The 13457-nt window shown below is 72.1% G+C and carries 13 protein-coding genes and 1 rRNA gene; 2 read left to right on the top strand and 12 right to left on the bottom strand.

Annotated features, from left to right (window positions below; translation table 11 throughout):
* Positions 1-6: 6 nt before the first annotated feature.
* The 5 genes from AC067Z_RS09150 to AC067Z_RS09130 all read right to left on the bottom strand — a co-directional run bounded on the left by AC067Z_RS09150 (position 7) and on the right by AC067Z_RS09130 (position 4936).
* The gene (locus AC067Z_RS09150) at positions 7-786 is read right to left on the bottom strand and encodes a hypothetical protein (protein WP_478788837.1); all 780 of its coding nucleotides are present in this window, start codon (positions 784-786) and stop codon (positions 7-9) included.
* 257 nt (positions 787-1043) lie between these two features.
* Positions 1044-2789 carry a DNA repair protein RecN gene (gene recN / locus AC067Z_RS09145; RefSeq protein WP_478788836.1) on the bottom strand — a complete coding sequence of 582 codons (1746 nt, stop codon included), beginning with the start codon at positions 2787-2789 and terminating at the stop codon, positions 1044-1046.
* Between the two features lie 101 nt (positions 2790-2890).
* On the bottom strand, positions 2891-3823 hold the full coding sequence (locus AC067Z_RS09140; protein WP_478788835.1) for an NAD kinase: 933 nt from the start codon (positions 3821-3823) through the stop codon (positions 2891-2893).
* Entirely contained in the window at positions 3820-4635 is an 816-nt protein-coding gene (locus AC067Z_RS09135) for a TlyA family RNA methyltransferase (RefSeq protein ID WP_478788834.1), read from the bottom strand. Before AC067Z_RS09135 ends, AC067Z_RS09140 begins: the two co-directional genes overlap by 4 nt.
* A 7-nt stretch (positions 4636-4642) precedes the next feature.
* A complete protein-coding gene (locus tag AC067Z_RS09130) occupies positions 4643-4936 on the bottom strand; it encodes a hypothetical protein (RefSeq protein WP_478788833.1) in 294 nt (97 codons plus the stop codon).
* Positions 4937-4978: 42 nt separating this feature from the next.
* Here AC067Z_RS09130 and AC067Z_RS09125 point away from each other — a divergent pair, with 42 nt between their 5' ends.
* Positions 4979-5326: an SCP2 sterol-binding domain-containing protein gene (locus AC067Z_RS09125; protein ID WP_478788832.1), complete on the top strand. Its 348-nt coding sequence runs from the start codon at positions 4979-4981 to the stop codon at positions 5324-5326.
* Between the two features lie 93 nt (positions 5327-5419).
* On the opposite strand, the gene AC067Z_RS09120 is transcribed toward AC067Z_RS09125, so the two are convergent.
* From AC067Z_RS09120 to AC067Z_RS09105, 4 genes are all read right to left on the bottom strand, one after another.
* Complete coding sequence (locus AC067Z_RS09120) at positions 5420-6214, bottom strand: ABC transporter ATP-binding protein (RefSeq protein ID WP_478788831.1); 795 nt, start codon at positions 6212-6214, stop codon at positions 5420-5422.
* Positions 6215-6279: 65 nt separating this feature from the next.
* Positions 6280-7344, bottom strand: coding sequence for a FecCD family ABC transporter permease (locus tag AC067Z_RS09115; RefSeq protein WP_478789128.1), 1065 nt, complete (start codon positions 7342-7344; stop codon positions 6280-6282).
* Between the two features lie 56 nt (positions 7345-7400).
* Positions 7401-8453 carry a FecCD family ABC transporter permease gene (locus AC067Z_RS09110; protein ID WP_478788830.1) on the bottom strand — a complete coding sequence of 351 codons (1053 nt, stop codon included), beginning with the start codon at positions 8451-8453 and terminating at the stop codon, positions 7401-7403.
* A gap of 65 nt (positions 8454-8518) precedes the next feature.
* A complete protein-coding gene (locus tag AC067Z_RS09105) occupies positions 8519-9547 on the bottom strand; it encodes an HAD hydrolase-like protein (protein WP_478788829.1) in 1029 nt (342 codons plus the stop codon).
* Positions 9548-9618: 71 nt separating this feature from the next.
* On the opposite strand from AC067Z_RS09105, the gene AC067Z_RS09100 reads away from it, so the two are divergent.
* The gene (locus AC067Z_RS09100) at positions 9619-10941 is read left to right on the top strand and encodes a DUF1015 domain-containing protein (RefSeq protein ID WP_478788828.1); all 1323 of its coding nucleotides are present in this window, start codon (positions 9619-9621) and stop codon (positions 10939-10941) included.
* A gap of 67 nt (positions 10942-11008) precedes the next feature.
* On the opposite strand, the gene AC067Z_RS09095 is transcribed toward AC067Z_RS09100, so the two are convergent.
* From AC067Z_RS09095 to rrf, 3 genes are all read right to left on the bottom strand, one after another.
* Positions 11009-11794, bottom strand: a complete 786-nt coding sequence (locus AC067Z_RS09095) for a tetratricopeptide repeat protein (protein WP_478789127.1) — start codon at positions 11792-11794, stop codon at positions 11009-11011.
* Between the two features lie 23 nt (positions 11795-11817).
* A complete protein-coding gene (locus AC067Z_RS09090) occupies positions 11818-13017 on the bottom strand; it encodes a hypothetical protein (protein WP_478788827.1) in 1200 nt (399 codons plus the stop codon).
* A gap of 349 nt (positions 13018-13366) precedes the next feature.
* Positions 13367-13457: ribosomal RNA gene (gene rrf / locus AC067Z_RS09085) — 5S ribosomal RNA — on the bottom strand; the annotation flags it as partial.

Genomic DNA, 13457 nt, shown 5'->3' with positions numbered 1-13457 from the left:
GATCACTCACATAGGTGAACCTGCGAGCCGGCTGACCTCCGCGCCGCGCACCGCCGCGGCGACGAGCGCCACGGCGTGCAGAGCCAGCCCGGCACGGCCGTTGGCCGCCACGATCGACGTGCCGAGCGCGGCTCCCAGGGCATGCGCCCCCGCGTCACCGAGCATCGTCCGCTCCCCGAGGTCCTCGGTGACGACGGCGGCCGCGGCACCGACGGGTGCGGCCGCGAGTGATCCGGCGGCGCCCCGGCGCAGCAGGCCGGGGGCGCCGAGACCGAGCACGGCGACAGCGGCACGGCCGGGGGCGACATCGACGAGGTTGACGAAGTGCGCGGACCCGGCGATCACCACACCGGCAAGCGCCTTGTCGACCGGGCGCTCCTTGAGCATCGCGCCGGCGATCAGCCCCGCCGCGCCGATCCCGAGGAGCTTCACCGCGCCGCTCGTCACCTCGCCCTGACGCAGGGCCCCGAGGTGGGCCCGGAACCCGCGCCGGGGGTCGCCGGCACCGGCGATGTCGTCGTACGCCCCGCACAGCCCGGCCGCACCGACGGCGATCGCGGCGGCACCGCGTGTACGGGCGGACAGGGCGCCCAGCACGGCGCCTGCGGTGACGGCCGGCCCGGCGCACAGATCGACGGTGCGACCGGCGTAGTTGGTGCGCTCCCAGCGCTCCGCCCCGCCGGGCGTGCGCCGCCGCAGCACCTCATAGACGCCGCGGGCAGCACCCAGGGCGGTGAGGAAGGAGGTGGACCGGGCGTGGTGACGGATGTCCTGACCTGCTCGCATGGGGGCCAGCCTATGATCACCCGCCGCCGGCGCCCGCGGCCGGTGGTCGGCGAAGCCCGGGGCGCCGGCTGGGGCATACGCTTCCACGGGCGGCGCGGCGGACATGTTCCGTCCGGCAGGCCCTTCGGCCCCATGAGCCTGCCCGGTGCCGAGCACCTCGGGGCAGGGACGCTGCCGACCGCCCCGGGAGCTGTCGCGTCGGGGCGCCCTGCGAGCGGGCGGCTGCTCGAAGACCCGCGAACCGCCCCGAAGGGGTCCTATGCGTCCGCGCGGGCCGCCGCCAGCAGCTCCTCCGCGTGCGCCCTCGCCGTCTCCGAGTCCTCCTGGCCGGCCAGCATCCGGGACAGCTCGCGCACCCGCTCCTCGCCCTCCAGGGCGATCACACCGGAACGCGTCACAGACCCGTCGTTCGTCTTCTCCACGAGGAGCTGGCGGTCCGCGAAGGCGGCCACCTGCGGCAGATGCGTGACGACCACGACCTGCGCCGATCTGGCGAGCTTCGCGAGCCGACGCCCGATCTCGACCGCCGCCTTGCCGCCGACGCCCGCATCCACCTCGTCGAACAGGTACGTCGGCACGGGGTCCGTGCCCGCGAAGACCACCTCGACGGCGAGCATCACCCGGGACAGCTCACCGCCCGAGGCGCCCTTGGCGATCGGCCGCGCCGGCGCGCCCGGGTGCGGGGCCAGCAGGAGCTCGACCTCGTCGGCCCCGTGCGGACCGTACACAACGCTGCGTCCGCCGACGTCGACACCGGACTCCTCGTCCGCGGCCTCCGTCTGCCGGATCGCGAACGAGACCCGGGCGTGCGGCATCGCGAGCGACGCCAGCTCCTCGGTGACGGCTTCCGCGAAACGGGCCGCCGCCTCGGTGCGTGCGTCCGTCAATGTCTGTGCCAGACCCGAGAGTTCACCGCGCAGGGCGTCGCGCTCGGCCGTCAGGTCGCCGATCCGGTCGTCGTCACCGTCCAGCTCGGTGAGCCGTTCCGCGCTCTGCTCCGCCCAGGCCAGCACGGCCGCGATGTCCTCGCCGTACTTGCGGGTGAGCTGGGTCAGCGCCGCCCGGCGCTCCTCGACCGCCGCGAGGCGCAGCGGATCGGCGTCGAGATTGTCCGCGTATCCGGCGAGCTCGCCCGCCACGTCTCCGAGCAGGATGGAGATCTCGCCCATCCGGTCGGCGAGCGCGGCCAGCGCGGGGTCGTGGGCGCGTACGGCGTCCAGTGCACGGCCTGCGCCGGCGACCAGCGTGGTGGCGTCCACGCCCTCGGGATCCTCCGGATTCCCGGCGAGCGCGGCGTGCGCGACGGACGCGGCGGAGGCCAGCGCCTCGGCGTGCCCGAGCCGCTCCGCCTCGGCGGCCAGTTCGACGTCCTCGCCGGCGCGCGGCTCCACGGCCGCGATCTCGTCGAGCCCGAAGCGCAGCAGATCGGCCTCCTGCGCACGTTCACGTGCGCGGGTGGTCAGTTCGTCCAGCTCGACGGCGACGCCACGCAGCCGCCGGTACGCGGCCGCGTACTTGGCGTGGGGCCCGGTCACGGCGTCGCCCGCGTAGCGGTCGAGCGCCTCGCGCTGGCGTGCCGGGCGCAGCAGGCCCTGCTGGTCGGTCTGCCCGTGCACCGCGACGAGTTCGTCGGCGAGTTCGGAGAGCATTCCCACCGGTACGGACCGCCCGCCGAGGTGGGCGCGTGAGCGCCCCTCCGCGGAAACGGTCCGGCTGATCAGCAGGGTGCCGTCGTCGAGCTCCGCCCCGGCCTCTTCGGCACGCAGGGCGGCCGGACCGTCGGCGTCCACTCTGATCCGGCCTTCGACCACCGCCGATTTCGCGCCGATCCGCACCAGGGCAGGGTCGGCACGCCCGCCGAGCAGCAGCCCGAGGCTGGTGACGACCATCGTCTTGCCCGCGCCCGTCTCGCCGGTCACCGCGGTGAACCCGGGCGACAGCTCGACGACCGCATCGTCGATGACTCCGAGCGACCGTATCCGCATCTCCTCCAACACGGACATGACCTTACGAGGTCCGGGGGCCGCCGCGCGACGGACCCCGGCCACCCATTCACTCTCCCGGGCATCCTCACCCGTCGCGCACACCGCCGTGCCGGGCGCCGTCAGTGCGGTGCACCCCGCCAACCCGACACCGGAAGCGCGAACTTGGCCACCAGCCGGTCCGTGAACGACGCGTGGTGCAGCCGGGCGAGCCGTACCGGCACCGCTCCGCGCCGGACCACGACACGGGCACCCGCCGGCAGCTCCACCGTCCGGCGGCCGTCGCACCACAGCACACCGTGCGGCGTGTGCGGCTGGACCTCGACGGCGAGCGTCGACGTCGGCGAGGTCACCAGCGGCTTCGCGAACAGGGCGTGCGCGCTGATCGGCACCATCAACAGCGCCTCGACCTCGGGCCACACCACGGGACCTCCCGCGGAGAAGGCGTACGCCGTCGAGCCCGTCGGCGTCGCACAGACGATGCCGTCGCACCCGAAGCCGGTGACCGGACGGCCGTCGATCTCGAGGACGACCTCCAGCATCCGCTCGGGCGAGACCTTCTGGACCGCCGCCTCGTTCAGCGCCCAGTCCCGGTGCACGATGTCGCCGTTGCTGTGCACGACCACGTCGAGGGTCATCCGCTCCTCGACCTCGTAGGCGCGGGTGACGACCCGGTCGACAACCTTGTCGAGGTCGTCGCGCTCGGCCTCCGCGAGAAAGCCCACCCGGCCCAGGTTGACGCCGAGCATCGGCACGCCGGAGGCACGGGCGAACTCGGCGCCGCGCAGCAGCGTTCCGTCGCCGCCGAGCACGATCAACAGTTCGCAGCCGTCGAGCACCTCGGGCGTGGCGTCGGCGACGGTCTCGACGGACGCGGGCAGCGGCAGATCCGCCGCCTCCGCCTCCAGCACCCTGACGTCGATGCCGTTGCGCAGCAGACCCTGGACGACCAGTTCCGCACTGCGGATCGCGGCCGGGCGCCCCGTGTGCGCGAGCAGGAATACGGTGCGTACGCGGGTTCTAGCTGCTGTCGTGAGCGCTGCTGTCGTGGTCAACGAGGTCCCTCCGCCACTGCACGGTCGACGTCCGCCGGATCGAGCTCGGGCGCCCCGGCCCGGAGCCACAGAAAGTATTCGACGTTCCCGGACGGGCCCGGCAGCGGGCTGGCGGTCACTCCCAGCACTCCGAGGCCGAGTCCCACCGCCCGCTGTGCCACATCCCGTACGGCCGCGGCACGCAGTTCCGGGCTGCGCACCACACCGCCACTGCCGAGGCGTTCCTTGCCCACCTCGAACTGGGGCTTGACCATCAGGACCAGATCCGCGTCGGGCGCCGTACAGCGCACCATCGCGGGCAGCACGAGGCCGAGGGGGATGAAGGACAGATCGCCCACCACCAGGTCCACCGGCTCTCCGTCGATCGTTTCCAACGTCATTTCTCGGACGTTGGTACGGTCCTTGACGGTCACCCGTTCATCACTCTGCAAAGACCATGCGAGCTGTCCGTAACCGACGTCCACGGCGACCACATGCGCTGCGCCCGCGCGCAGCAGGACATCGGTGAAACCGCCGGTCGACGCGCCCGCGTCGAGCGCCCGCCGCCCCTCGACCGTCAGGCCGAGCGGGACGAAGGCGGCCAGGGCTCCGGCCAGTTTGTGGCCGCCCCTGGAGACGTAGTCCGGGTCGCTGTCGTCCGCGGCGACGACGATCGCCGCACTGGTCTCGACCTGCGTGGCGGACTTGGTGGCGGTGTTGCCGCCGACGGTCACCCGCCCCGCGGCGATCAGCTGGGCCGCGTGCTCGCGGGAGCGCGCGAGTTTGCGGCGCACCAGCTCGGCGTCGAGACGGCGGCGGGCGACTCCTGCCACGGTGGGTTCAGCTCCTGTGGTTGTGCGACGGTTCGTGGGGGCGCGCATCGAGCGCGGTCAGCGCGTCCCGCAGTCCCCGGTGTACATCCTCGTACACCTCGAGGTGTCCGTCGGCAGCGAGGTGGTCGGCGTCGGCGAGCCGCTCCAGCAGCATGTCCACCTCGGCGTCGCCGGTCGGCACGCGCTGTACGCCGAGCGGCGCGGGCGCGGCGGGGTCGGGTGCCTGTTCCACGGCCTGCGCACCGTCGTCGTACACGTCCGGCTCCGGTACGTGACCAGGCCCCGGCATCGAGTCGCTCATGCCCAGACGCTACCGCGAAGCCCTGCGGTACCGTCGATCACGATGGCGACCACGCAGGAGTGCCGCAGCGCACTCGACAGACTCTCGGACAATCTGGCGAAGGCGAACGGCGAGGTTCGCGGCGCGGCCGCGCTCGACCGTTCCCTCAGCTGCCACATCACGGACCTGGACACGACCTTCACCGGCCGCCTCCAGGACGGCCGGATCGAGGTGGCGGACACCATGCCGGGCCCACCGCGGGAGAAGGCCCAGATCCGGCTCGCGATGACCGGCGACGACCTGGTGTCGCTGGTCGACGGCGACCTGAACTTCGCGAAGGCGTGGGCATCGGGCCGGGTCAGGCTGGAGGCCGGCGTCCGCGACCTGCTGCGCCTGCGCACACTGCTGTGAACGGGGGCTTCGCCACGTACCCCGCACGGCCTCCGGCCGTCTCCTCGCACACCGGACGGGCCGGGGAATCCAGCCCGTGCCCCTCCCCTGCCCTCAGACCGCGACACGCCGACGTGCCGCCGGCACCACCAGCGGCGTCCCCGACTCCGGGTCCTCGATGATCTGGCTCTTCACCCGGAAGACTTCCTCCACGAGTTCCGCCGTGACCACCTCGCCCGGTGTCCCCTCGGCGACGACCTTGCCTTCGCGCAGCGCGATGAGGTGCGTGGCGTAGCGCGCGGCCTGGTTGAGGTCGTGGAGCACCGCGACCAGGGTGCGGCCCTGCGACTCGTGGAGCTCCGCGCACAGATCCAGCACCTCCAGCTGGTGCTGGATGTCCAGGAACGTCGTCGGCTCGTCGAGGAGCAGCAGCGGTGTCTGCTGGGCCAGCGCCATCGCGATCCAGACACGCTGGCGCTGACCGCCCGACAGCTCGTCCACGAAGCGGTCACCCAGCGCGCCGACTCCCGTCGCGGCCATCGACTCCTGGACGATCCGCTCGTCCTGCGCCGACCACTGCCGCAACAGACCCTGGTGCGGATAACGGCCGCGGCCGACGAGGTCGGCGACGGTGATGCCGTCCGGCGCGATAGACGACTGCGGCAGCAGCCCGAGTGTCTTCGCGACCTTCTTGGCGGGCAGCGAATGGATGGCCTGCCCGTCCAGCAGGACCCGGCCGTGGGACGGCTTGAGCATGCGGGACAGGGCGCGCAGCAGTGTCGACTTGCCGCAGGCGTTCGGTCCGACGATCACCGTGAAGGAGTTGTCGGGGATCTCCACCGAGAGGTTCTCGGCGATGACCCGCTGGTCGTAGGCGAGGGTGACCGATTCCGCGGTGAGACGCTGCATGGTGGTCGTACTCCCGGCGTTCTGAGGGGATTTCTGGGTGGTGGCCGTGGCGGTGGGCGGCGGGGTCATATCCGGCCCGCCCTGCGTTCGGTGACGAGCAGCCACAGCAGATAGCAGCCGCCGAGGACTCCGGTCACCACGCCGACGGGCAGCTGACGGTCGGCGAAGGCATTGGTGGCCACCCAGTCGGCGACCAGGAGCAGCGCCGCGCCCATGGCTGCGGAAGCCGCGAGATTGGGGCCGGGGGAACGGGTCAGCCGACGGGCCAGCTGAGGCGCGCTGAGCGCCACGAAGGCGATCGGCCCGGCGGCCGCCGTGGCCACGGCGATGAACACCACGCCGGCTCCCATGAGCACGATGCGGGTTCGTTCGACGGGCACGCCCAGCGCGTACGCGGCGTCGTCACCCATCTCGAGCATTCGCAGAGGCCGCCCGTACGCGAACGCCACCGGCATCAGTACGGCGCACACGGCCAGCAGCGGCCACACCTGGGCCCAGTCCCGTCCATCGAGCGATCCGGTCATCCAGAGCGTGGCGCGGGTCGCGTCGATCAGATTGGCCTTGGTGATCAGGTAGTGGATGAGCGCGGTGAGCATGGCCGCGATTCCGATGCCGACGAGGACGAGTCGGAAGCCGTGCACTCCGCGCTTCCAGGCGAGCAGATAGACGAGGACACCGGTCACCAGCCCGCCGAGGACGGCGCCGCCCGACACTGCGAGCGAGTTGCCTCCGAAGAGCACGATGACGGTGAGCGCGCCCACGGTCGCGCCCTGCCCGAAACCGATCACGTCGGGGCTGCCCAGCGGATTGCGGGACAGGGACTGGAAGATCGCGCCGCTGACGGCGAGCGCCGCACCGACGAGGACGGCGACGAGCACACGCGGCAACCGCACGTCCTGGACGATGAACTCCTGTGCGCCCGTGCCGTTTCCGAGCAGTGTGGCGACGACCTCGCCGAACGACATCGGAAAGTCGCCGCTGCCGATGAGGACAACTGCCGCCGAGGCGGCCGCGAGGATGAGCAGCAGGACGACGACGGCCGCCCTGGGGTCGACGCGCAGCGAGAGCCCGCCCGGTGTCCGTATCGCCTTCGTGCCCATGCCCATGCCCGCGTCCATGCCCGTGCCCATGCCCGCGTCCATACCCGTGCCCGCGTCCGGCGCGGCGGACGATTTCGTCTTCGTCGTCACAGCTGGGCCATCCTCTTGCGGCGTACGAGGTGGATGAAGACGGGCCCGCCGATCAGCGCGGTGACGATGCCGACCTGCAGCTCGGAGGGGCGGGTGACGACGCGGCCGATCACGTCGGCCCCGAGCAGCAGGACGGGCGCGAGGACCGCCGCGTACGGCAAAATCCAGCGCATGTCCGGGCCGGTGATGGCGCGCACCACGTGCGGAATCATCAGCCCGACGAAGATGATCGGCCCGCAGGCGGCGGTCGCGGCCCCGCACAGCAGCGTGACGGCGACCATGGCGAGGACCCGGGTGCGGTTCAGGTGTGCGCCCAGGGAGCGGGCGGTGTCGTCGCCCATCTCCATCGCGTTCAGCGGCCGGGCGAGCAGCAGGGAGAGCACCACGCCGACGGCGATGAAGGGCCCGACCCTGGTGAGCGTCTCCATGTTGGCCGATGCGAGGGAGCCGACCGTCCAGAAGCGCAGCCGGTCCAGGGCCGCGGCGTCCATCAGCTGCACCGCGTTGATGTAGCCGTACAGCGCGGCGGTCGCCGCGGTGCCGGCCAGCGCCAGACGTACGGGGGTGGCGCTGCGGCTGCCGCCGAGTACGTACACGGCGGCGGAGACGGCAGCGGCGCCGAGGAACGCGAACCACACATAGCCGGTGAGCGAGGTGACGCCGAGGAAGCTGATGGCGGAGACGACGGCGGCGGCCGCTCCGGCATTCACACCCAACAGGCCCGGTTCCGCGAGCGGGTTGCGCGTCAGCGCCTGCATCACCGCGCCGGACAGCCCGAGCGCCACGCCCACGACGAGGCCGAGGAGCGTGCGCGGTACGCGCAGGTCCCGGATGATGACGTCGTTGCCGGTCCCCGTGTTGTGGAACAGTCCGTCCCACACCTCCGGGAGCGGAACGGACTTGGCGCCCACGGCAATGCTCGCGACGCAGACCAGCAGCAGAAGGACGACGGACACCAGCAGCCCGGCAGCACGCCATACGGGACGCCTGGGGGCAGCGGGTGCGGATATCGGCTCCGCGCTCTGTTTCGGGGGACTGTCGACCAACACGAGGTTAGGTTAGCCTACCCTGCCGTGACCTGCGGAAGTGGTCCTCCGCCGTGCCCCCGTGGCGTCTACCACCCCAGCCGGGACAGCACCTTGGCCGCGTCGAGAGTGCAGGCTCCGTCCCCCGCATACGTCCATGCCGCCCCGCACAGGGCTCGCAGTCCGTCCAGCGGCGCGCCATCGCCGTCCAGCACCAGCTCGTCGCCGCGCACCGCGGCACTCCAGCCACCGCACCGGAACTCCCCGTCCGCCTCCGCCACTTCGGGCTGCGGCGCCAGCATGCCGCGCAGATCGGCGTCCACATACGTCGGCCGGTGCCTCGGCTCCGCCGTCAGCAGCTGCGCCGGGTCCGTCACACCGGTGAGTACGAGGAGCGAGTCCACACCTCCGTTGAACGCCCCCTCGATGTCGGTGTCCAGACGGTCCCCCACCACCAGGGGCCGCTCGGCGCCCGTCCGCAGGATCGTCTCCCGGTGCATCGGCGGCAGCGGCTTCCCCGCGATCTGCGGTTCTCCACCCGTGGCGATCCGCACCACTTCCACCGCCGCGCCGTTTCCGGGCGCGATGCCCCGCGCACTGGGGATCGTCAGATCCGTGTTGGAGGCGAACCACGGCACACCGCGGGCGATCGCGAAGCAGGCCTCGGCGAAGCGTCCCCACGCCAGATCCGGCCCGCCGTACCCCTGCACCACGGCGACCGGGCCGTCCTCCGCGGACTCCACCGGTTCCAGCCCGCGCTCACGCAACGCGACCCGCAGCCCTTCCCCGCCGATGACCAGCACCCGGGAGCCGGCCGGGACCTGCTCCGAGATCAGCCGCGCCACGGCCTGCGCCGAGGTGATCACGTCAGCGGCCACGGTCGGAATGCCCAGCTCGGTGAGGTGCGCGGCCACGGCGTCCGGGGTGCGCAGCGCATTGTTCGTCACATAGGCGAGATGCATGCCCCCGGTGCGCGCGGTCTCCAGTGACGAGACGGCGTGCGCGATCGCCTCACCGCCCGCGTACACCACCCCGTCGAGGTCGAGCAGGGCAGTGTCGTACGCCTCGCTCAGCGCGATCGCGCTTCCGTCCGGCCTGTTCATGCCCTGCTGGCTCATTCCTGTGCTCTCCTCCGTCGGGTCCGCTCCCCCGATCATCGCTCATCGCGGCAGCCGCATACGATGCCCTGATGAACAACGAAGGTCCTGCGGCCAATGGCGGTCTGCACCTGATCCCGTTCCGCGGACTGCGCTACGTCCCCGAGCGGGTGGGCAGCCTCGCCGCCGTGACCTCGCCGCCGTACGACGTGGTCGTCAGGCCGGACGGTCTGCTCCACCTGGAGTCGGCGGACCCGCACAACATCGTGCGCCTGATCCTTCCGCAGGCCGACTCGCCCGAGGCACGCCACCGGCAGGCCGCCGAGACCCTGTCCCGCTGGCTCGCCGAGGGCGTCCTGGCCGCGGATCCCGAGCCCGCCCTCTACGTGTACGAACAGCGCAAGGGCGACCTGCTGCAACGCGGCGTCATCGGTGCGCTCGCCCTGTCCGAGCCCGCCGACGGCATTGTGCTGCCGCACGAGGACGTGATGCCGGACATCGTCGCCGACCGGGCCGCTCTGATGCGCAGCACCGCGGCGAACCTCGAGCCGCTGCTCCTCACGTACCGCGGCAGCGGCGAAGGAACCGGGGCGAGCGCCGTGGTCGAACGCACCGTCGCGCGCGAGCCGCTGCTCGACACCACCACGGAGGACGGTTTCCACCACCGGCTGTGGTCGGTCACCGACCCTGCCGAACTGACCGAGATCCGCGCCGACCTGACCCTCCATCAGGCCCTGATCGCCGACGGCCATCACAGGTGGGCGACCTATCTGCGACTGCGCTCGGAGCACAGGGCATCCGGGCACGACCTCTCCGGCCAGGCCACAGGATCCTCGGCGCCAGACCCCTGGAACTACGGCCTCGTCCTGCTCATCGACACGGCCCGCTATCCACTCCAGGTCCGCGCCATCCACCGGCTGCTGCACCGGCTGCCCGTCGACCGTGCGCTTGCCGCTCTGGACGGCTTCTTCCGCATCCGCAGCCTCGACGTCCCGCTGCCGGCGGCACTGGACGCCCTCGCGGCCGCAGCAGCCGAGGGAAACGCCTTCCTGCTCGCCGGCGACGGCCGATTCCATCTCGTCGACCGCCCCGACCCGACGCTGCTCGTCCGCACGGTCCCCGGCGGACGGCCGGACGCGTGGCGCACTCTGGACGCGACGGTGCTCCACGCGACCCTGCTGGACCACATCTGGCAGATCCCGGACGCCCCCGAGCACATCACGTACATCCACGACAGCCAGGCGGTCGTCGAACACGCCGAACGCAACGGTGGCACGGCCGTCCTGATGCACCCCGTACGGGAGGAGATCGTCAGGGACCTGGCACGGGAAGGCGTCACGATGCCACGGAAGTCGACGTCGTTCGGCCCGAAGCCGGCGACCGGCCTCGTGCTGCGGAGCCTCGCGCTCGACTGACGGAGCAGCGACGGCGACATGAGTGAGGGCGGCACCCCGGTCGGGGTGCCGCCCTCACTCGTTCACGCTACGGCTGGGCCTGGTCGGTGGCCTTGCCGTCCTCGGTCTCCGCCGGGGCGGGGTCTGCGTCGGTGGCCTTGCCGTCCTCGGTCTCCGCCGGGGCGGGATCTGCGCCGGCGTCCTGCGGTGCGTCGCTCACGTCGTGAACGACGTCGTGGCCGTCCATCGCGTCGACGAACTCCACCCCGTCCATCTCGGCGAGCCGGTCGGACGCATCGGTCGCACCGTCCTTGTCGGACTCCAGCGCCTTGGCGAACCACTCCCGCGCCTCGTCCTCACGCCCCGCGGCCAGCAGCGCATCGGCGTACGCGTACCGCAGCCGCGCGGTCCACGGCTGGACGGAGCTGGAGGCCAGTTCGGGGCTCTGCAGGGTCACGATGGCGGCGTCCAGCTGCCCCATGTCCCGGCGGGCTCCGGCGGCGACGAGCCGCATCTCGACCTGCCCGGCCTTGTCCAGCTTCTGCACCTCGGCCTCACCGGCCATGGCGAGGGCACGCTCGGGCCGCCCGAGCCCGCGCTCGCAGTCGGCCATGACGGGCCACAGCTCGACGCTCCCGGTCATCCGCCGCGCGGCCCGGAACTCGGCCAGCGCCTCGGAGTACTTCTGCGTCGCGTACGCGGCGAAGCCGGCGGCCTCGCGCACGGCTGCGACACGGGAGGCGAGCCGCAGCGCGACGCGCGCATAGGCATAGGCCTGCTCGGGGTCCTCGTCGATCAGGTTCGCGACCATGACGAGGTTCTTCGCGACGTCCTCGGCGAGCCCCTTCGGGAGGCTCTGCAGCTCCTGGCGCACGTCCTTGTCGATCTCGTCGCCCGTCACGTCCTCGGGGATCGGCAGGCGCTTGACGGGCTCACGGTCCGGGCGGTCGCGGTCGTCACGCCGACCGAATCCTCCACGGTCGTCGCGCGACCCGCGGAACCCACCGCGGTCATCACGCCGGTCGCGGTCACGGTCGTCGCGGCGCGGGCCGCGGAAGCCACCGCGGTCGTTGTCGCGACCGTAGCCACCGCCGCCGCCCTGACGGTCGTCACGGCGACCGTAGCCACCGCCACTGCCGCCCTGACGGTCATCACGCGGGAAGCGACCACCACGGTCATCACGACGGTCGTCGCGACGGTCGTCGCGGGGCCGGTCATCACGACGATCGTCACGCTGGCCGCGGAAGCCGCCACGGTCGTCGTCACGCCGCGGCCCGCGGTCGCGGTCACGGTCGTCGCGGCGACCGTAAGCCCCGCTGCCCTGACGGTCGTCACGCGGCCGGTCGTCACGACGGAACCCACCGCCGGCGGGTCGGGAACCATATCCACCGCCACCACCGCTCGGGCGGGAGCCGTAGCCACCGCCACCACCGGGGCGGCCGCCGCGGTCGTCGCGCGACCGGTCATCACGACGGTCGTCACGCGGCCGGTCGTCACGCTGGCCGCGGTACCCACCACGGTCGTCGTCACGCCGCGGGAAACCGCCGCCCTGACGATCATCACGACGGCCGTAGCCACCGCCACCACCGCCCTGACGGTCATCACGCGGGAAGCGACCACCACGGTCATCACGCGACCGGTCATCGCGGCGATCGTCACGCGGCCGGTCGTCACGCTGGCCGCGGTACCCACCACGGTCGTCGTCACGCCGCGGGAAACCGCCGCCCTGACGATCATCACGGCGACCGTAGCCACCGCCACCACCGCCCTGACGGTCATCACGCGGGAAGCGACCACCACGGTCATCACGCGACCGGTCATCGCGACGGTCGTCACGCGGCCGGTCGTCACGACGGAACCCACCGCCGGCGGGTCGGGAACCATATCCACCGCCGCCACCGCTCGGGCGGGAGCCGTAGCCACCGCCACCACCGCTCGGGCGGGAGCCGTAGCCACCGCCACCACCGCTCGGGCGGGAGCCGCGGTCGTCGCGCGACCGGTCATCACGACGGTCGTCACGCGGCCGGTCGTCACGCTGGCCGCGGTACCCACCACGGTCGTCGTCACGCCGCGGGAAACCGCCGCCCTGACGATCATCACGACGGCCGTAGCCACCGCCACCACCGCTGCTGCTGCTGCTGCCGGGACGGCCACCGCGGTCGTCGCGCTGACCGCGGTACCCACCCCGGTCACCACGGTCGTTGTCACGACGCGGTCCACGGTCATCACGACCACCGCGGAAACCGCCCCTGTCACCACCGTCCCTGCGACGCGGCTCGCGCTCCGGACGATCGTCGGGAGAGTTGGTGGTCATCGGTGTGACTCCTGTCTTCGGTACTACAGTCATTCTCGCGCAGCCTGCCATCGGACGCGCTTCGGCATTATCGGTAAAACAAAAAGGACCCTTGGTCCAGCGTGAACGCTGGACCAAGGGTCCTGAAAGATTGTTCGGCGGCGTCCTACTCTCCCACAGGGTCCCCCCTGCAGTACCATCGGCGCTGAAAGGCTTAGCTTCCGGGTTCGGAATGTAACCGGGC

It is taken from the genome of Streptomyces sp. NPDC043812 (assembly GCF_056436245.1).
This window is presented reverse-complemented; position numbering and strand designations above follow the sequence as displayed.